Source organism: Chryseobacterium lathyri (assembly GCF_030812195.1).
GTDB classification, from domain to species: Bacteria; Bacteroidota; Bacteroidia; order Flavobacteriales; family Weeksellaceae; genus Chryseobacterium; species Chryseobacterium lathyri_A.
The window spans coordinates 394,790-415,147 of sequence record NZ_JAUSSF010000001.1 but is presented as its reverse complement, the minus strand read 5'-3'; the positions used below and the strand labels follow the sequence as shown (position 1 = coordinate 415,147).

At 36.9% G+C, this 20,358-nt stretch carries 18 protein-coding genes and 1 riboswitch; of the genes, 7 read left to right on the top strand and 11 right to left on the bottom strand.

Features of this window, described 5'->3' with window-relative positions; all coding sequences use genetic code 11:
* The first annotated feature begins 59 nt into the window (after nt 1-59).
* Complete coding sequence (locus J2T03_RS01895; RefSeq protein WP_307209122.1) at nt 60-824, top strand: hypothetical protein; 765 nt, start codon at nt 60-62, stop codon at nt 822-824.
* 65 nt (nt 825-889) lie between these two features.
* Here J2T03_RS01895 and J2T03_RS01890 read toward each other — a convergent pair whose 3' ends face one another.
* Nucleotides 890-1,351 (bottom strand): Lrp/AsnC family transcriptional regulator, encoded by a 462-nt coding sequence (locus J2T03_RS01890; protein WP_306843032.1) that lies wholly within the window; start codon nt 1,349-1,351, stop codon nt 890-892.
* Between the two features lie 154 nt (nt 1,352-1,505).
* A riboswitch (cobalamin riboswitch) is annotated at nt 1,506-1,691 on the top strand.
* Between the two features lie 179 nt (nt 1,692-1,870).
* Here J2T03_RS01890 and metE point away from each other — a divergent pair.
* The gene (gene metE, locus J2T03_RS01885) at nt 1,871-4,204 is read left to right on the top strand and encodes a 5-methyltetrahydropteroyltriglutamate--homocysteine S-methyltransferase (RefSeq protein WP_307209121.1); all 2,334 of its coding nucleotides are present in this window, start codon (nt 1,871-1,873) and stop codon (nt 4,202-4,204) included.
* Nucleotides 4,205-4,255: 51 nt separating this feature from the next.
* On the opposite strand, the gene J2T03_RS01880 is transcribed toward metE, so the two are convergent.
* Nucleotides 4,256-5,257, bottom strand: coding sequence for an NADP-dependent oxidoreductase (locus tag J2T03_RS01880; protein ID WP_307209119.1), 1,002 nt, complete (start codon nt 5,255-5,257; stop codon nt 4,256-4,258).
* 220 nt (nt 5,258-5,477) lie between these two features.
* Here J2T03_RS01880 and J2T03_RS01875 point away from each other — a divergent pair, with 220 nt between their 5' ends.
* The 3 genes from J2T03_RS01875 (at nt 5,478) to J2T03_RS01865 (ending at nt 7,153) form a co-directional block, all read left to right on the top strand.
* Nucleotides 5,478-5,903 (top strand): winged helix-turn-helix transcriptional regulator, encoded by a 426-nt coding sequence (locus J2T03_RS01875; protein ID WP_306843035.1) that lies wholly within the window; start codon nt 5,478-5,480, stop codon nt 5,901-5,903.
* A 70-nt stretch (nt 5,904-5,973) separates the two neighbouring features.
* Nucleotides 5,974-6,612 (top strand): hypothetical protein, encoded by a 639-nt coding sequence (locus J2T03_RS01870; protein ID WP_307209118.1) that lies wholly within the window; start codon nt 5,974-5,976, stop codon nt 6,610-6,612.
* Between the two features lie 94 nt (nt 6,613-6,706).
* Nucleotides 6,707-7,153: a KTSC domain-containing protein gene (locus tag J2T03_RS01865; protein ID WP_307209117.1), complete on the top strand. Its 447-nt coding sequence runs from the start codon at nt 6,707-6,709 to the stop codon at nt 7,151-7,153.
* 104 nt (nt 7,154-7,257) lie between these two features.
* On the opposite strand, the gene J2T03_RS01860 is transcribed toward J2T03_RS01865, so the two are convergent.
* A complete protein-coding gene (locus tag J2T03_RS01860) occupies nt 7,258-8,205 on the bottom strand; it encodes an NADP-dependent oxidoreductase (RefSeq protein ID WP_307209116.1) in 948 nt (315 codons plus the stop codon).
* Between the two features lie 130 nt (nt 8,206-8,335).
* On the opposite strand from J2T03_RS01860, the gene J2T03_RS01855 reads away from it, so the two are divergent.
* Nucleotides 8,336-8,683: a winged helix-turn-helix transcriptional regulator gene (locus J2T03_RS01855; RefSeq protein ID WP_306843039.1), complete on the top strand. Its 348-nt coding sequence runs from the start codon at nt 8,336-8,338 to the stop codon at nt 8,681-8,683.
* 74 nt (nt 8,684-8,757) lie between these two features.
* On the opposite strand, the gene J2T03_RS01850 is transcribed toward J2T03_RS01855, so the two are convergent.
* The 5 genes from J2T03_RS01850 to J2T03_RS01830 form a co-directional block, all read right to left on the bottom strand.
* On the bottom strand, nt 8,758-11,946 hold the full coding sequence (locus J2T03_RS01850; RefSeq protein WP_307209115.1) for an efflux RND transporter permease subunit: 3,189 nt from the start codon (nt 11,944-11,946) through the stop codon (nt 8,758-8,760).
* A gap of 6 nt (nt 11,947-11,952) precedes the next feature.
* Nucleotides 11,953-13,014 carry an efflux RND transporter periplasmic adaptor subunit gene (locus tag J2T03_RS01845; protein ID WP_306843041.1) on the bottom strand — a complete coding sequence of 354 codons (1,062 nt, stop codon included), beginning with the start codon at nt 13,012-13,014 and terminating at the stop codon, nt 11,953-11,955.
* 6 nt (nt 13,015-13,020) lie between these two features.
* Nucleotides 13,021-14,373: a TolC family protein gene (locus J2T03_RS01840; protein ID WP_307209114.1), complete on the bottom strand. Its 1,353-nt coding sequence runs from the start codon at nt 14,371-14,373 to the stop codon at nt 13,021-13,023.
* A gap of 97 nt (nt 14,374-14,470) precedes the next feature.
* The gene (locus J2T03_RS01835) at nt 14,471-15,064 is read right to left on the bottom strand and encodes a TetR/AcrR family transcriptional regulator (protein ID WP_306843043.1); all 594 of its coding nucleotides are present in this window, start codon (nt 15,062-15,064) and stop codon (nt 14,471-14,473) included.
* 336 nt (nt 15,065-15,400) lie between these two features.
* Nucleotides 15,401-16,225 (bottom strand): CvfB family protein, encoded by an 825-nt coding sequence (locus J2T03_RS01830; protein ID WP_307209113.1) that lies wholly within the window; start codon nt 16,223-16,225, stop codon nt 15,401-15,403.
* A gap of 138 nt (nt 16,226-16,363) precedes the next feature.
* Between J2T03_RS01830 and J2T03_RS01825 the strand changes: the two genes are divergently transcribed.
* A complete protein-coding gene (locus J2T03_RS01825) occupies nt 16,364-16,816 on the top strand; it encodes a hypothetical protein (RefSeq protein ID WP_306843045.1) in 453 nt (150 codons plus the stop codon).
* Nucleotides 16,817-17,119: 303 nt separating this feature from the next.
* On the opposite strand, the gene lpdA is transcribed toward J2T03_RS01825, so the two are convergent.
* From lpdA to J2T03_RS01810, 3 genes are all read right to left on the bottom strand, one after another.
* Nucleotides 17,120-18,523, bottom strand: a complete 1,404-nt coding sequence (lpdA, locus tag J2T03_RS01820; RefSeq protein WP_307209111.1) for a dihydrolipoyl dehydrogenase — start codon at nt 18,521-18,523, stop codon at nt 17,120-17,122.
* A gap of 206 nt (nt 18,524-18,729) precedes the next feature.
* Nucleotides 18,730-19,080: a hypothetical protein gene (locus J2T03_RS01815; RefSeq protein WP_307209109.1), complete on the bottom strand. Its 351-nt coding sequence runs from the start codon at nt 19,078-19,080 to the stop codon at nt 18,730-18,732.
* Nucleotides 19,081-19,154: 74 nt separating this feature from the next.
* Nucleotides 19,155-20,237 carry a glycosyltransferase gene (locus tag J2T03_RS01810; RefSeq protein WP_307209107.1) on the bottom strand — a complete coding sequence of 361 codons (1,083 nt, stop codon included), beginning with the start codon at nt 20,235-20,237 and terminating at the stop codon, nt 19,155-19,157.
* Nucleotides 20,238-20,358: the final 121 nt, after the last annotated feature.

The window sequence follows — 20,358 nt, the reverse complement described above, 5'->3', positions numbered from 1 at the left end:
AAGATCTCTAATTAAACCCAGATTCAGAATATTTTCAAATAAAGCCTACAACAAAATATATGAAAAAATTAGTATTTACACTCTCATTGGCCCTTTCTGCAATGGTGTCAGGACAGAAAACAGCCGGTAAGGCCGGCAATCTGGTACTTTATTCTTACCAGACCTTTAACTGCGACAATAAAGGATACTTTGATCCCCAAAAATATAAAAAAGAAGAGATAGATGGATCTTTCAAACTCCTATATACACTCAGTGGGGTTTCTTTTGACAATCATACTGTTTTTAAACTTTCCGATCTTGAAGATATCCGAAAAAACAAAAATACTTATCTGCAGCAGCTTGACAAACAGTATCAGGAGAAGAAAAAGGAGCTGTATGATCTTAAAGTAATTAATCTTCCGGAATGGAAAAAACTTCACCAGAAAACCATCCGGTCTTTTGAAGGTGAATATCAACTCAAAAAAGAAGAACTTAATGCTTACTCTGATCCGGCATCTCTAAAAAACAGTAAATTTTACAATACCTGCAAAGAATATATTGACGCAGTTTCTTCTCCCGACAAACAGAAAATGTACGCCGTTTGGAAAAACTTTGTTGAAGCCAAAAGCAAGGATAATGCTGATCCACAATCAGTAATAGATAAATTCAAAGCTCAATTCAACGATCCTAAGAAAGATGACTATGCCCTGATTCAATTGATTGGCTTTGGTTTTCATAACTGTGCTAACCACAGTTTCAGATCTGAGCCGGATGAGGAAGGAACGCTCTACAGAAAATTTGATAAAATCTTTACTAAGCTAGAACAGGATTGTGATGAGCCGTGATTTTATTTAAAAATTTAATGATTTAAAAAGCAGGCAGCATTCGTTTTCGGGTGCTGCTTTTGTTTCTAAATACTTACCCCGTGAATATTTTTAACCTCGGCCATTACAAAAGTGCTGTGTGCACTTCCAATAGAATCCAATGAGCCCAGCTTATTGAATACAAAATCCTGATAGTGCTTCATATCCCTTACCTGAACTTTCAGGAGAAAATCGAAGTCTCCCGAAATATTATAGCATTCAGCAATTTCGTCAATCTGTAAAATATCTTCAACAAACTGATTGCCTACGGAACGGTCATGGATTTTAAGTTTGATCTGGCAAAAAACGGTAAATCCGCGATTCAGCTTTTCTGCTTCCAGAACGGCTGCATAATGCTTGATATATCCTTCCTGCTCCAGCCTTTTCATCCGTTCGAAAACAGGTGAAGGTGAAAGATTTACTTCTTTTGCAATCTCTTTTACGGTCAATTTAGCATTCTTTTGAAGGATTCTTAGCAATTGAAGATCCCTCTCGTCGAGTCTTTCCACAGAATAATATTCTTTTTGAGGTTATGTTTTTCAAATTTACAGAATATTTAACCTTAAAATCATATTAAATAAAAATTTTATTCTGAATTTTAAATAAAAAACCAATCAATTCACTTTAATCAATACCTTTAACCCAGATTTTGTTCTTTAACATACTTCATCAAACAGAAGAGGTTTTACATGACGTAAATTAATAGGGAATCGTGTGAGAATCACGAGCTGTCGCGCAACTGTAAGTAGCACACCAAAAGTTTTTATCAGAAAAGATCCACTGCCAACAGCGGGAAGGATGATAAAAACCGTTACAAGTCAGGAGACCTGCCTGTTCTGAATGACAATGCTTTCGCGGTCTGAAGCTTTAGGTCATACAGATGATACTTTTTGATCGTAACCCGGCATTAACGAAAATTACGTCCTCATTGTATCTATTGATATCCTAAAATTCTTTCCAGGCAGGCATTGCGGAGCATTCTAAAAGAACTTTAAAATCATGATTGTTTAATTTAAAAGTTTAAAAACATGCAAACGCACATTCTTGGCAGCCCGCGTATTGGCCGTCACAGAGAACTCAAAAAAGCCTGTGAGCAGTATTGGTCAGGCAAAGCATCATTAAATGAACTCCTGGAAACCGGGAAAAACATTTGCCTTCAAAACTGGAAACTGCAACAGGAAGCAGGAATCGATCTTATCCCCTGCAATGACTTTTCTTATTATGATCAGGTTCTGGATATGACCCTGACAGTCGGAGCTATTCCGGAACGTTATAAAGAAATTGCCGCAAGAGCATCCAATTCTGAACTTGATCTGTATTTTGCAATGGCAAGAGGCTACCAGAAAGACGGCCTCGACATTACCGCCATGGAGATGACAAAATGGTTCGACACGAATTATCATTACATTGTTCCTGAATTCCAGAAAAACCAACAGTTCAGATTATTTTCCAAAAAGATTATTACTGAATTCATCAGCGCTAAGCAAGCAGGAATTAATGCTAAGCCGGTAATCATAGGGCCTCTTACCTACCTTCTCCTGGGAAAAGAAAAAGAAGAGGGTTTTGACAAGCTGGATCTGATTGAAAATCTGCTCCCGGTATACATTGAAATTTTAAAAGAGCTGAAGAACCACGGTGCCACATGGATTCAGTTTGATGAACCTTTTTTAGGGATGGATCTCACTGAAAAAGCAAAAGAAATCTACCAATTTGCTTATGCCGAGATCAAAAAACAGTTCCCAGATCTTAAATTTATTCTTGCTACTTATTTTGAAGGCTTAAAAGACAATCTTTCATTAGCAGCTTCACTTCCTGCAGATGTCCTGCATATTGATCTTGTACGCTGTCCTGAACAGCTGGATGAGGTCTTAAATATCACTCCTCAAACATTAAGCTTATCCTTAGGTATTGTAGACGGAAGAAATATCTGGAAAAATGATTTTTCAAAATCATTAAGCTTTATCCAAAAAGCAATAAATACAATTGGTTCAGCAAGAGTTTTCATAGCTCCTTCCTGTTCACTCCTCCATTCTCCTTTCGATCTTAATCTGGAGACTAACGAAAAGACATTGTCTCCTGAAATTAAGCAATGGATGGCTTTTGCTAAACAAAAAGTAGAAGAAATTGTTGCATTAAAAAAGCTGAGCTCAGGAAATGCAGATTATAAGGCTTTGCAGCAGTACGCCGAGAATAAAAAAGCAATTGACACCCGCAAAATTTCAGTATTGATTCACAATCAGGAAGTAAAAGACCGGGTGAATGTTACAACTGAAGATGACGCAAAAAGAAACAGTCCGTTCAACATAAGAAAAGAAAAACAGCAAAAAATTCTGCAGCTTCCACTCTTTCCTACGACAACCATCGGTTCTTTTCCTCAAACGAAGGAGGTAAGGGCATGGAGATCGAAATTAAAAAAAGAAGAACTTACTGCCGAACAATATAATAACCTGCTTAAAAAAGAAACGGAAAGAACGATCCGCTGGCAGGAAGAGATTGGGATTGATGTGCTGGTTCACGGAGAATTTGAACGTAACGATATGGTGGAATATTTCGGGGAACAGCTTGCAGGATTTGCCTTTACCCAAAACGGGTGGGTTCAAAGCTACGGCAGCCGATGTGTAAAACCTCCGGTGATCTATGGTGACGTTCACCGTCCTCACCCAATGACGGTTTACTGGTCTCAATATGCCCAATCTTTAACTCAGAAATGGGTAAAAGGAATGCTTACAGGTCCTGTAACGATCCTTCAGTGGTCTTTTGTCCGGGATGACCAGCCCCGCTCTCTTACCTGCAAACAAATTGCACTGGCGATCCGTGATGAAGTGAATGATCTGGAAAAAGCAGGAATCAGAATTATTCAGATTGATGAGCCTGCAATTCGAGAAGGCCTTCCGCTGAGAACATCTGACTGGCAAAATTATCTGAAATGGGCGGTTGAAGCCTTTAGAATCTCAGCAAGTGGTGTTGAAGATGCTACACAGATTCATACGCATATGTGCTATTCTGAATTCAATGATATCATCCAGAATATTGCAGACATGGATGCCGATGTGATCACGATAGAATGTTCCAGAAGCCAGATGGAGCTGTTGAATGCTTTTGCAGATTTCAAATATCCAAATGAGATTGGTCCTGGAGTTTACGATATCCATTCGCCCAGGGTTCCGTCAAAAGAAGAAATGGTTGAATTGCTGAAAAAAGCACAAGCTGTTATTCCAGCTCAACAGCTTTGGGTAAACCCTGACTGTGGTTTGAAAACGAGGCATTGGGATGAAACGGAAAAAGCGTTGATCTCTATGGTAGAGGCTTCAAGAGAAGCTGCAAAAGCTTTTGATAAAGAAGGTAATTTAGCTAATAAATAGTATTTGGGCAGGAGTTTTTAAGCTCCTGCCTTTTTTGTTTTGGTCAAATATTTACAGCATCTTTATGACTACTTTTCCTTTTGCATGACCACTTTCTACATATTTCACAGCTTCGTTAGTGTTTTGGAATGAAAAAACTTTGTCGATGACAGGTTTTATTTCTCCTGCTTCTATCAATTTTGTAATTTCTGCTAACTGCTTTCCATCAGCTTTCATGAAAAGAAAAGAATAATTAATATTTTCCTTATTCGCTTTTTTTCTGATTTTACGGATCAACAATTTTGTAGCGAGCTTCATGTACCAAGGCAGGTTAAATTCCTCGGCAAAAGCAGGTGTCGGCGGACCGGAAATTGAAATAATTTTTCCTTCTGATTTCAGGATATTGAATGATTTTTCCAGGGTTTTGCTGTCCTGACTATTCAGTACTACATCATAATCAATCAGAATATCTTCAAAATTCTGTGTTTTATAGTCGATCAGTACGTCTGCACCAAGACTCTTTAGGAGTTCAAAACTTTTTTCACTGGCCGTAGTAGCAACCGTTGCCCCTAAATACTTTGCCAGCTGTATCGCAAAAGTCCCGACACCACCGGACCCGGCCTGAATAAAAATTTTCTGACCAGCCTGAACATTAGATTTCTCAATCAAAGCCTGCCAAGCCGTTAAACCCACTAAAGGAACCGAGGCAGCCTCTTCCATTGTCAGATTTTTAGGCTTTAAAGCAATATCCTTTTCATTAATAGAAATAAATTCTGCAAAAGTCCCTATATGAAAATCTGCTGCCCTTGCATAAATCTCATCCCCTGCTTTAAAGCTTTTTACTTTTGAACCTACTTTTATGATGACTCCTGCAACATCATGACCTAAAATCAACGGCATTTTATAAGGCAGAATAAGTTTAAACTCACCACTTTTTATTTTAGAATCCAAGAGATTGACACTTGCTGCATAAATCTGAACCAAAACCTCATTTTCTCTGACAACCGGTTCGGGTAGGTTTATAAGCTGCAGCTGACTGTCTTTTTTGTAACGACTAATACTAAATGCTTTCATAACTTGAGTTTTTATTTTATGATTTGTTCTGCTTCATAGGATTTATGAGTGGGCAATTTTGGGGAAAACTTTTCGGTAGTGAAAAGTTATAAACATTAAAAGAATATCCCCATTGCATTTTAAAATTAATTTGCTAAATTCGCTTGCATTTTACAAGTACAAATCTATGCAATAACTTTTAAAATGCAAGTTGTTTTTTATAAATTATTAAATTTATCTTATGTCGACTTCAAAAAAAAGATCAAGCTGCCCTATCAGCTGCTCACTGGATATCTGGGGAGACAAATGGTCACTGCTCATTATAAGAGACCTTTTGTATGCCAAACAGTGCACTTATGGGGATTTTCTAAAATCTGAAGAGAAAATAGCAACCAATATTCTGGCTTCCCGCCTTCTCATGCTGGAAGAAAACAAGCTCATAACGAAACTGGACCACCCGGAAAGTAAGGCTAAAGTATTATACAAACTCACCCAAAAAGGTATTGACCTGCTCCCTATCCTGATTGAAATTAATCTCTGGGCCGAAAAATATTCTGACATTCCGGACGACAAGAAACTGATGTTAAAAGAAGTAAAAAAAGATAAAGAGGCTTTTATAAATAAACATATTAAAGAGCTGAGCAAGGGAATACAGGTAAAAATATAATGAACAAAGTAATATTCAATGTTCTAAAATTACCTGGCAAAATTATTCAAAATTATAATATATTTGTTAAATGGCTGCCGAAGACTTCGTAAAAAATTTTTATCAAGAAAAACAAAGCATTCTTAATTCAAGTTTTGATCATCAATCAAAATACAGAACTCTTGTTTCAACAAAAATTGAAGAATTGATCCAGATGAAAAACTTCGAGAATAAGATGCGATTTCTGTTTCTTTCCCTATTAATTTCAACTTCAATATTTGGGCAATCAAATAATGATATAAAAAGCAGGCTAAAAACTTATATCCATTTAGACAGTATTGATGTTTATTCTAAAGATTATCCAACCAAAATTCTTGAAGGCTCCGGTTTTATTACAAATAAAAATAAAAAAAATATAGGATCAGCAGGTTTTTCAATTGAAATAACAAAAGATATCAATAACAGAATAATTCGTGTTTTAAAATCTGAATCTGATCATTATGAGAAGTATGATAAGAAGCCTCAAAAAAGTATTATCAGTAAAATTACAATTTACTTTAATGAGTTTCAACAGCCGGATTTAGCGAAATATCTTTCAGAAACTTTTATATCTGATTCATTAGTAACAACAAAAACGTTCTTTTTTGATTTAAAAGAAAACAATGATGATATTTATGAGTTTCGCCAAATTGAAGATTTGCTAAGCACAGTCAAAAAGGAAATAGAATAACTTTATTCAACTACCAAACAAATTAATAATCAAAAACTTACAGTTTCTCAATTTAAAAGCTTAATTTTGCACCCCGAAATAAGGATCATACATTATGAAAAGAGTTGGTGAGCACAGAAAGCTTCTTGGGGTCGATAAAAACGTTACGTTAAAGGAATTAAAGACCATTTACAGAAATACGATGAAAGATTCGCATCCTGATAAATTTGCCAATGACGAAGCCGGGAAACTGGAAGCAGAAGAAAAGAGTAAATCTGTGATTGAAGCTTACCACTTTCTGGTAAGTATCAACGAGGAAACACAGGAGAAATATAAAGAAGAATATACGGAAACCATCACAAAATCTAATATCCAGGATTTTTACCTGGAGAAAGCGGTTTTAAAAATTCAGCACCTGAACGGAATGATGTACGAATACATTGGGGTTCCAAGAAATACGTATATCAAAATGGTTAACTCCGATTCGCCAAGCCGTTTTGCAAGAAGACACATTTATGGAAACTTCATCTACAGAAAATCTGGTGAGGTAATGGCAGATTAATTTCTCATAATAAGATAAGCAAAGGCTTTCAGGTTATTCTGGAAGCCTTTTTTTATGAGTAAAGAAATGAATTGAGATCTGGAGTCCGTAAAAGGTTCTTTAATTTATAGGGTGACTACAATTTTACCCACTACCCGTTTTGTTTCCATTTCCAAATGGGCTTTAGCCATTTCCCCAAAAGGAAAAGTTCGATGGATATGTGGAATCAGGGATTTATTTAGAAGTAAGCCTGCAATAGCCTGGATGGTTTCTTTTTTCGAAGCCACCATCATGAATTCAATATTTACATTCTGCTTTTCCGCTTTATCCTGGATATTTTGAGGAATTTCAGGCGAAGGTAATGTCACGATAATGCCTCCTGGCCGAACCATATCAATTGATTTCAGCAATGTTTCTCCCTGAATGGTATCGATAACAATATCTATATCATTAGCAATATCGAGACTGTTTTTTTGAGTATAATCAATATGCTCATCCGCCCCAATCGACAGAACAAATTCCTTGTTATTTGCAGAAGAAGTGCCTATTACATAAGCTCCAAAATATTTAGCGATCTGTACAGCAAAATGACCAACTCCTCCTGACGCAGCATGAATCAGAACCCTATCGTTTTTTTTGATTTTGGCTACATCCACTAAAGCCTGATAAGCTGTTACCGCTGCTAAGGATGAAGAGGCAGACTCTTCAAATGTATGATGTTCAGGAATCAGGGCCAGATGACTTTCAGGAGCAGCTGTATATTCTGCATAGGCTTTTCCGTTCCCGAAAAAGTTTACCATTCCAAAAACTCGGTCCCCAATTTTAAAATCTGTTACTTCTTCTCCTATTTCAAATACTTCACCTGCAATATCCCAGCCTAAAATCACAGGTCTTAGATCCCCATATATCCAATTGAGAACATGATCATATGCTCTGGCATTTACATCAACCGGATTGATACTTATTGCTTTTACCTGCACCAATACTTCATTATTTTTTATTTGTGGTTTTTCTGTATCAGCCAACTGCAGTTTATCAACACCTCCGGCTTCATTTAAAATAATTGTTTTCATTATATTTTTACTTTAAGTTTAAAACAAAAGTAAATTAATGCTATATTAGAGACAAGTATGCACTTTTTTGTACTCTACATACCAAAAGTATACTGATACTGATTATCAAAGTATTAATTTTAATGAAATCATGAAAAAATATTTAAAAGACGAACCTTCCTGCCCTGTAGACTATGCATTTAAGAGAATTGGCGGAAAATATAAAGGTAGAATATTGTGGTATCTGCATGTAAAGACGATTATGCGTTACGGTGAATTACGCAAAACGCTCTCCGATATCACCCCGAAAATGCTTACTCAGACTTTGCGTGAACTGGAAGATGACAGCCTTATCAACAGAAAAGTATATCATGAAGTTCCACCAAAGGTAGAATATTCTTTAACTGAAATGGGACAGCAGCTCATCCCTTTCATTAACTATTTACGGATATGGGGAAATGAGCAAATGGAGAAACAAAAAGCAAAGCAAACAGTATAATACATCACAGGCACTTATAATAAAAAGCGCATCAGAAATCTGATGCGCTTTAAGGTTAATTAAGGTTAAATATTTTAGTCTATGTGTTTAGGAGTATATCCATCTTCACTCAGTTCTTTGTGTACATAGTCAGCTTTCATTTCAGCTTCGTAGTCTACTTTTTCATGTTTACCCATTCTTCTTAGAATTGAATCAAATAATGAATAAACTACCGGTACAATAATCAGTGTCAGGAATAATGATGATGTCAAACCTCCAATAATTACCCAAGCTAATCCGTTGTTCATCTCTGCTCCGGCTCCTTTTGCAATTGCAATCGGGATCATACCGAAGATCATCGCAATCGTTGTCATTAGGATCGGACGAAGACGTGCATGGTTCGCCTGAATCAAAGCATCATGTGTATTGGCACCTGCTGCTTTTCTCATATTCGCAAAGTCGACAATCATAATCGCGTTCTTCGCAACCAAACCAATCAACATGATCATCCCCAGCATCGTAAAGATGTTTAATGAGTTTGCAGTGATGGCAAGAATAACCATTACCCCGATCAATGCCAGAGGAATAGAGAATAATACTACGAATGGATATACAAATGAGTCATACAATGAAACCATTACCAGGTAAACCAATACAATAGCCGCCATTAATGCAATTCCCAGGGTACCGAAACCTTCGGTCTGGTTTTCCATGTCACCACTCCAAATGTAGCTTACTCCTGCCGGCTTGGTTTTTTCGTTATCCATAAACTGAGCAGCCCATTCATTGGCAACGTCTCCTACAGGACGACCTACAACCTTAGATTTGACTTTTACAGATGGTGATTTATCTCTACGTTCCAATAAACTCGGTCCGGAACCCATTTTTACATCTGCGAACTGACTCAGCCTGATCTGCTCTCCCTGAGGGTTTGTAAACATCAGGTTTCTTACATCATCAATGGATTGTCTGTTGGCATCACCAAAACGGATGTTGATGTCATATTCATATTCTCCGGCTCTGAATTTTCCGTCTGTATTTCCACTGAATGCAGTCTGCATCGTTTGTCCTACACTGGAAAGGTTTAAGCCTAAAGATGCCATTTTATCTCTGTCGATATTGACCTGAACTTCCGGATTTCCAGAGTCAGTAGACAATTCTGCATCCACAGATCCCGGTACTTTTTTAAGCAATTCAAGAATTCTGTTCGCTTCTTTATTGGCGGTCTCATTATCCTGAGCCGTTACTACCATTTCAATTGGTGCGTTATCTGCTCCCATCAATCCGATCGGTGCCGTTTTAAATTCAACTCCTGTGAATTTTTCTTCCAGCGCTCTCTTGATTTTTGCAGATTTGATATCTGTACTTTCATTACGTTCAGATTTATCTACCAGAATCACCTGGATCTCTGACTGATATAAAGTAGCCTGTGCTCCACCAAATCCTGATGACTGCTGACCAACCGTGGTGATCATATCTACAACATCTTTATCATTTCTAAGGTATCTTTCAACCGCTAAAGTAATCTGATTGGTTTTTTCTACGGAAGCATCTTTTGGTAGTTCCATCTGAACAAGGAACTGGCCTCTATCCATTTTAGGGAAGAATTCACCACCAATAAATCCGAAAGCGACCAACATGAATGAAGAAATCAGGATAATGAAGGTTACAACCACTGTCATAATTCTTCTTAATGTTGTTTTTAAAGCCCACTCCAGAATTCCTGTAATCCAGTGCGTGAATCTTTCCAATTGCTTTTCAAACCAAAGGATAAATTTCTCAAAAGGATTTTTACCTGTTAAATGTACCAATTTACCATATCTTGAAGATAACCAAGGAATGATGGTAAATGAGGCTAATAATGAGAATAATGTCGCAATAACCACCGTTACACAGAACTGCGCAAGGATATCAGAAACTAATCCTGAACTCATCGCGATCGGTAAGAATACCACCACAATTACCAGGGTAATAGCCGTTACCGTAAACCCAATTTCCGAGGCTCCATCGTAGGCTGCACGAATTCTGCTTTTCCCCATCTCCATGTGACGGTACACGTTCTCCAAAACCACGATCGCATCATCCACAAGGATACCAACAACCAATGAAAGTCCTAATAAACTCATTAAGTTTAAGGTATACCCCATCAGGTACATTCCGATTACCGTTGCAATCAATGACATCGGAATAGAAACCATTACGATGAATGCGTTTCTGATGTTATGAAGGAACAGTAACATTACCACTGCTACCAGGATAATCGCTAAGAATAAATCGAAAATTACGTGGTCCGCAGCTTCAAGTGTAAAGTCTGTGGTATCATCTACGATATTTATTTTGATTGCCTGAGTTTTATAATTGTTCTCAACATCAGCAATTGTTTTCTGAATGGCTTCTGAAACGGAAACCGCATTGGCATCAGACTGTTTTTTTACCTGAAGTAAAATCGTTGAATTCTGATTGTATCTTGCCACTTTCTCCACATCTTTCTGTGTATCGAAAACAGTTGCAATATCAGACAAGCGAACCTGAGCTCCATCTTTATTGGAAACCACAAGGTTATTCATCTCATCTACACTTTTATACTTCCCGGAAAGTCTGATCGTAGATCTTGAAGTTCTCGTCTTCAAAGCTCCCGTCGGGAAATCCAGGTTGGAGGAAAGAATAGCCTGCTGTACATCTGCAATGGCAATACCATACCCCTGCATTTTCTTTTCATCCAAGTTAACCTGAATCTCTCTCTCCTGCCCACCTACAAGGTCAACCTGAGCCACACCGTTTACACGGGAAAAAATAGGCTCTATTTTTTTATCTAAAAGGTCGTAAAGATCTTTATTATTCAGCTTGTCGCTGGAAATACTCAACGTCATGATCGGTAGATCATCCAGTGAGAATTTTTGCAAAGAAGGAGGGTCTGCATCCTCCGGAAGATCTGCCAAAATAGCATTTACCTTCCTCTGTGCATCATTCAAAGCATAATTTACATCGGCACCTGTATTCAGCTGAACCATAATAACCGATAAACTTTCGTAAGATGAAGATTCTACTTTTTTTACGTTTTCCAGGGAACCCACGGCATCTTCAATCTTTCGGGTTACCGAAGTTTCCACCTCAGCAGGTGAAGCTCCCGGATATACCGTAGAAATGGTTACCATATTGGTTTCAAACTTTGGAATCAACTCGTACCCCATCATGGAGTAACTTAATAAACCACCCAGCGTAAGTATCGTAAACAATACGATAACAAGGGACGGCCTTTTAATGGATATTTCTGCTAACTTCATCTTCTGTTACTTTACGATATTGATTTTCGAACCGTTATCAAGGTTGATTTGCCCACTGGTAATTACCTGTTCCCCACCGTTCAGTCCACTTAAGATCTGAACTTTGTCACCGTATACTTTTCCGGTTTGCACTTTGATCAGTTTAGCAGTTCCGTTGCTTACGATAAATAATTGCCCTGAACTTACTCCGTTTACAAAAGCTTGTGCAGGAACGGTCAGCATATTCTGAGTTTCAGCACCGTGATTGGTTTTGAATAAAGCTGTTGCGTACATACCCGCTTTTAGGTTTCCTCTGTTCTGAACTTCAATTTCAACAGGGAAATTTAAAGAAGCATCACTTTTAGGAGCAATGAAGGTAATTCTTCCACTGAAAGACTCTCCAGGTAAAACATTTACATTAATTGGAACTTCTTGTCCCAACTGGATTCTTCCAACCTGGCTTTCATCCACCAATACAGAAAGTTTTAAGCTGTTGATATTAACGATTTCAAACATAGAAGTCCCTACAGAAACCACTGTTCCCGGCTCTACCATCTTTTTGTTGATCGTTCCGCTGATCCCTGCACGGATGCTGGTATCATTTACTCTTACTCCCTGTGCTCTTACGGCGGCCTGTGCATTTTTCAGCTGCAATCTTGAGTTATCAACCTGCTGCTTGGTAACCCCTCCGGTTTTGAAGGCATTTTCGTAACGTTGGTTATCAATAATCGCATTTTGCAAATTATTCTGAGCCTGAGAAACATCTACTTCGATCGCGTCTTTTTTGATCACTGCCAAAGTCTGTCCTGCAGAAACTCTTGATCCTTCTTTTACCAGAACGCTCACGATACGTCCAGCAATTTCAGAAGACTGGTTCATTTCCTGCTTTGGAATGAAAGTTCCGTTTGCAGTATAATCTGTATTAATATTTTCTCTCTTTGCAGTTACCACATTCACGTTGATTTTATCAACCTGTTTAGCAACTTCTTTTACTTCCTGCGTCTGTTTTTCTTTATTATCTGCAATCTTGTAAGCTGCCAGACCTATAAGTACAGCTGCTACGATGATATATATTAAGGTTTTTTTCATAGTTTATTACGGGTTTTGTAGTGTGTTTAATTCTCCTTTAGCCTTGATTAATTTTATTTCCGCCTGTTTGTAATCTAGTAAAGCATTTGCATAGTTCTGTTTCGCCTGGGTAAGAGCATTTTCAGCATCTAAAACCTCTGTAAGCGTTGCCAAACCATACTGGTAGTTGGCCTGAGTATTTTTCTGAACTCTTTCTGCCAATCCTACATTATCTTTCATACTTTCGATATTGATTAATGCATTTTCCATATTGGTAATTGCATTTTTATAATCCAAGCTTAAGCTCAGTTGAGTATTTTGAATATCTAAATCTAAATCCTGGATATCAATTTCTGCTTGATTGATCTTAGCTTTGGTAGCTCCTCCGGTAAAAATAGGAATGTTAACATTTAAGCCAATCGCTGAATAATCACTCCAAAGAACGCCTTTATTAAGTCCGTTTGTAAGAGGAAATTTCGCTCCCTGACCGCCCCAACCGTAATTGGCAACCAAATTTACTGTTGGATATAAATATGCTTCTGTAGCTTTTTTGTTAAACTGCAAAAGTTCTCTGTTTTTATTTAAAACTTTGATCTCTGTACGGTCATCAAGGTTTATATTGCTTGCTATCAATTCAGGTTTTGGCTCGATTGTTTTCTCTTCAAGCTCAATATCTGTAGAGATCGGAACTCCCATATAAAACTTCAAAGCATTTTTTGAAAGTTCAACGGAATTGATCAACTGCTGCTTATTTGAGCCGATATTGGTCAACTGAACATTGGTACGATCTAAATCGATAGCTTTTGCCAATCCATTATCAACCAGACTCTTGATTACATTTCTCGTTTTTTCCGTATTGGCATAGCTGGCTTCAACTGTTTTAAGATTCTCTTCCTGAACAAAAACCTGATAATAAGCTGTTGCTACATTTTCAATGATTTGTTCGTTCGTTAGCTGAGCATTTAAAACATAGAATTCTCTTGTCGATTTTGCGGCTTTAAGACCTGTAAAAACTCTTTGATCAAATATTGCCTGCTGAAGCTGTACAGAAGCTGTTGAACTCCATGGCTGTCCCAGCTGTGCTCTGATTCTCTCTCCTCCAAATTCCAGCAAAGACTCCTGAATAATCGGATTGTAAGTTAAACCTGCTGTGGCACTGATCTGTGGTAAAGCTCCAGCTCTGGCCTCGTCAATTTTATATTCAGCTTTTCTGATCTGCAATGCTGCTTTTTTGGCTTCCGCCTTATTTTGCAGTGCCTGCTTGATGGCTTCCTGTAAAGAAACCTGCTGCTGGGCAGATACGGATGAAAAGCCGAAAATCATAAATGCTGCAGCTATCCCAATTTTTAGCTTTTTAGCAGTTATACGTTTTCTTTTCATAATTTTATACTTCGTTTATTTTTTTAATGTAGTTTTTCTCACAAATGTTTTTTATTTCTAAAGGACGAATCATTTCTTAAAATACTTTAACATTTTTTTAATTTTTGAAAAGCATATTGATAATGATCTCTTTTCTTTCGGAAATAATCTTATCATATTCCTCATCGCTAATCATCAGATTCTCCATAAACAAAGGTCTTATAGCACTTGGGAATACAAGTAATGAAACCATATTCAGAATAAACTGAACGGGAGCCATTTTTTCAATATTTCCCAGTTCCATTTCTTTTTCGATGTCTTTATAAAGAGTTTCCAGTACATCTTCTTCTATTTCTCTCTGATGGCAGTTTCCTTTATTGATCTGCGAAACTATATAAGTTTCCAGGTATGGGTACTGAAGGCTTGTTGAAAGGCTTCCTTCTATAAACTTACTGATCTTCACTTTAAAAGGCAGATCTGCATTCTGGATGATCTTAGATTTTTCCTGTTCCACCCGTTGAGCTTCATCAAAAATGATTTGAATCAGATTATCCCTGGAACGGAAATAATAATTAATCAGTGTTCTGTTCACTCCTGCTGCATCTGCGATCTCCTGGGTAGTAGCATCAAACTTCCCTTTCACAAAGAATAAATTCTTCGCTGTCTCTTTTATTAATTCCTGTGTTTGGTCTTTTTTTGCTTGATTTGACATTATTGTTAAACAATTTTGTGCAAATGTAAATCAAATTCTGTTTTTGACAAAATTGTTAAACAAAATTGTTATGATTTGTGTCATGTTTTTAAAAACACCGGTCAATTCAATAATTAACCTGCATTCCCGGGCAAGAAATGCTTAGAAACAATCATGCCTTTATCGCAAGACAGAAAAAGTAGATGTTCGGAGGGTATAATAAGGAAATAAGGGCATTCATTTCATCAAAGTAATACAATATAATTTGTCTGTGGGAAACAATTAAAGTTAGGACGAAAGAACGTATAGCAGCTAAAGATTAAAACAAAACGGGCAGAAAATTCTGCCCGTTTTGTTTTATAATAATTTTATTTTATCTTCTGAAATATCAACGATCTTATCTTTATAAAGTCCGCCGAGTGCTTTTTTAAAATTCTTTTTGCTCATCTGAAGCTCGTCTTTGATTTCCTCAGGAGAAGACTTATCTGACAAATAGAGAAGTCCGTAGTTTTCTTCCAGCTTGTCAAGAATCTTTTGTTTAAATTCATCTATATTCTCGAAGCCTTCTGGCTGCAGGGAGACATCAATTTTACCGTCCTCACGGATAGCTTTGATATAGCCGCTTTCTTCCGATAAAGGATACAGCTTTTTGAATACATCTGATGCGTAAACAAGTCCGATATACTTTTTATTGATCACCACATTCCAACCCAGTTCACTTTCATTCATCATCAGTAAGTCTACCTTGTCACCTTTTTGGAAAGGTAGATCCTCATATTGCGGGTTTCTTTTGAATTTTGTAGTTCCGGTAATCAGATCAAGGTCTTCATCTACATATAAATAAACCAGATATCTTTTTCCTTCAATAATTTTAGATTTCTGTTGTTTGTACGGGATAAAAAGATCTTTTATGATTCCCCAGTCCATAAACGCTCCGCTCGGAAGACTCTGCACACAGCTCATTACGGCATATTCACCTACTTCAGCCAATGGGATTTCGGTAGTTGCTTTTAATTTACCGTCATCCTGATAGACAAAAACTTCAACATCGTCATCAATTTCTTTTTCATCGCTGGTGAAAACCTTGGGCAGAAAAGCTTTTTCGCCTGATTCATCCACCAGGATCCATCCTGAATTGTTTTTTTCTGAAATTTTTAAAGTCTGGGTTTTTCCGAGTTGCATTGAATATAAAATTAGCCACAAAGGTACGGAAAATTGAAGATTTTAAACTATATATGCCATTTTACTCCAAATTATAGAGTTTATCCTTTTTCAAACTGACGATAAAACCTGTACATTTGATCAAACAAAATCTCTAACATGAAATTATACTCTTTCCTTCTCCTCTGTCTGCTTGCCACCACAGCCCATGCCCAGATACTGGATAAAACAGCTTTAAACATCGCCTACCGATATACAGGAAGAAATATCATACAGGGTGGTTTAGAATTCAAAACGAATACAGCCAGGGAACAGTCACTGATCGTAGGAGCATCAATGCTTTACACTTCTATCAAACATAAGGATAAATTTCTTCCGGAGGCTAATATTTATTACACCAATATTAAAGGGCGGCTTATGGGTGTATCTGTCAATCCATATTCCATAGAGCCGAGAATAGGATTTTCTTTCATCAATACTTTCTATATCAATACCGGGTACGCTATTCCGATACACAGGGATAAATTTTTTAAAGGAATTACTTTTGGACTCCAGTTCAACATTGCTCCGGTAAAGAACTCAAAATTTTATGACTATTTGAAATGGATGTAATATCAGCCTCAGCTTAATTTCTAGGTTTATTCTTATCGTGTACATTGAAGTAGACCTGTATCTCTTTCAACTTTCCATACATCTTTTCTAGCAACTCATCAGACATATTTCTGCCTTAAGAATAGGATATTTCATAATTTTAAATTTATTCTCATTCAAATATCCGGCTTATTTCTGCTTTAAGAATAGATCAAAAGAGGAATTATAAAGATAAATAATCATTTTTATTTGGTTATAAAAAAAGAGAAGCATTTTGCTTCTCTTTAATTTTAAATATTTGAATTTTAAATCTTTCAATCAAAATTACATATGTATAGGTCTCTTCCCTGTTGCATCTAAAGCCGCTTCTTTAATAGCTTCCGCATACGTTGGGTGGGCATGAGAGCTTCTTGCAATATCTTCAGCACTTGCACGGAATTCCATAGCAATTACCCCTTCTGCAATAAGGTCGGCAGCTCTGGCTCCAATGATATGCATTCCTAATACTTCGTCTGTTTTTTCGTCTGCAATGATCTTTACAAGACCGTCGACATCACCACTTGCACGGCTTCTACCTAACGCTCTCATAGGGAAAGAACCCACTTTGTAAGCTACTCCTTCTTCTTTCAGCTGCTCTTCTGTTTTACCAACTCCGGCAACTTCAGGCCAAGTGTACACAACACCAGGGATCAGGTTGTAGTTGATATGAGGTTTCTGGCCTGCCAGGATTTCAGCAACCAAAACTCCTTCTTCTTCCGCTTTGTGAGCAAGCATCGCTCCTTTGATCACATCACCGATCGCATAGATGTTGGCAATGTTAGTCTGTAAATGGTCGTTTGTTTTTACTCTTCCTCTTTCGTCAAGTTCAACCCCTGCCTTTTCAAGAGCAAGACCGTCTGTGTAAGGCTTTCTACCTACAGATACTAGACAGTAATCCCCTTCTACCGTTACTTCTTCTCCTTTTTTGTCTTTAGCGGTGATCTTTACGGTATCTCCGTTTCTTTCAACAGCAGAAACAGCAGTAGAAAGCATAAATTTCATTCCTTGTTTCTTAAGAACTTTAGTCAGTTCCTTGCTTAAAGCTCCGTCCATTCCAGGAATGATCTTATCCATGAATTCAACAACAGTTACCTGAGCTCCCAATCTTAAGTATACAGAACCTAATTCAAGACCGATTACTCCACCACCGATTACTACCAAGTGCTTAGGAATTTCTTTAAGGTTTAATGCTTCTGTAGAAGTGATCACTCTTTCTTTATCAATAGAAATAAAAGGTAAAGAAGACGGCTTGGAACCTGTTGCAATAATGGTATATTTGGATTCGATGGTTTCAGAAGAACCGTCGTTTTTCGCTACTTTGATCTGAGTAGCAGATTCGAAACTTCCCAATCCCTCAAAAACAGTGATTTTGTTTTTGCTCATCAGGTAGTTGATTCCATCTGTATTCTGTTTTACCACTTCGTTCTTACGCTCAATCATTCTTGCAATATCAGCCTGTGGTTCATTGATAATGATTCCGTGGCCGGCAAAGTTGTGCTTCGCGTTTTCGAAATGCTCAGAGCTGTCTAAAAGCGCTTTTGACGGAATACATCCAACGTTAAGACATGTTCCGCCTAAAGTTGAATATTTCTCAATAATTGCTGTTTTGAAACCTAACTGTGCTGCACGGATCGCAGCTACATAACCTCCAGGACCAGAACCGATTACGGTAACATCGAATTGACTCATGTTATTGTATGAATTTGTTTATTATTATCTTTCTTAATTCTCACAAATTTACTGATTAATTGCCACACTCCCAAGTGAGTTTTGTCAAGTTTATATATCATTTTGGATTTAAAAAAAATAATGAGTATCTATTGGCATTTATCTATATAATTACTGCAAGAAAAATATGAGGAATTCCAATTTACTCATCTATATTTTTACAGAACTCATGCATCTACATTTATTTTTCCCTGCCCAAAGGTTCCGGTACTTTCAAAAAACGAACCTCCATAAACATACCATTCAAGGTTTTCTAAATAGTCAACCGTATTTTCAGGGGTTATTTGTAAGCGGTCTTTTTTCGAAACGATTCCTTTGTACCATCTTCCCGATTTAGAATAATGTTCAAATTCAACAAAATAACGGATCCATATTCTTTGACAAAGTTTGCACTGTTGAATCGTTACTTCTGCATATCTTCCGTTAGTATGGTCTATTCCTAATTCAGAACTTCGGTATTCGGTATAGTTTGAGCTCGGTTTTTCACAAGCACATCCAATTTTGGGGATTTTATTCATTGATGAATATTGATTTTAAATAAAAATTAAAGGTCAAATGTAAAAAATACGAATCCATAACGCAAATCCAACAATTATTTCTTCATCAGATCCAACAAAACCTTCTCATATTTGTCCAGAATAATATCCTTTGAAAATCTCGACCTTATAGAATTTTTTATTCCGTCACGGTTATAATTTCCCTGTAAAACTTTCATGATTTTTTGGGAAAAATCTTCATAATTTTCAATATTTGAAACTTCTCCGTTCACCTGATGCTGAATGATCTCATTGATACCTCCCGGACAGTTATTGGCCAAAGAATAAGTTCCGCAGGCCCCTGCCTCCAAAAGAACATTCGGGAAACCTTCATATCTTGAAGACAGAATGAAGAGATCTGCGTATTTTAAATACTGGTAAGGATTATCCTGCCTGCCATGGAAAATAACATTTTTCAGTCCCAGAAAATCTTTCATTTGGAGCAATACGTCTTTATCTTTCCCATCGCCCAGAATGTGAAGCATAATATTTTCATTTTTAAGCCTTGAAAATACTTTCAGCAGGTTGTCAAAACCTTTTCTGGCTGATAGATTTCCTATGGCCACAACATTTTTATAGTTGTATTTAAAACTTTCCGGCTTGGCAGAAACGCCCAATTTTTCATTGATAAAATCAAAATCGACAGGGTTGTTTATTTTTACTATTTTCTTCTTTTTAATGTTAAAATTATCTACAAGATCATGCATCATATCATCACTCTGAGCAATGATCCTCTGATAATTATTATAAAAATTATAGAAGAATTTAATCTCTTTCCGGGTTACATGCTGTGTAACTACATTTGTTTCCCTGGCAATGAATTTTGTCCTTGGGAAAAGCCTAATAAATAAGGCCAGATAAGCATTTACTTCACCAAAACCTGAAAATACAATATCGGGTTTTCTACGATAAATCTCACCTAAAATAGGCTTTAAAGAATGCCTGATCCTTTCCGTATTGATGTCTATAATTTCAACATCTTTTTTAAGAAAATTAAGATATCCGCCCTGTTTGCGAAGCAATAGGATTTTTGGTTCAAACCGGTCTCTTGAAAGGTGATTGGCTATGGTGGTAACAATTCTTTCTGCACCACCGGTTTCCAGGTCCGGCAGAATAAATATGACAGATATTTTTTTCATCAGTTAAAGTTAGTAAAAAGTTTTATTAAGTTTCAAATATTGGTATCCGGAACATTTCATTAAAGTTAATAAAACAAGTTATTAGCTTAAAAAAGCCCTTCCAAAGAAGAGCTTATGTTTA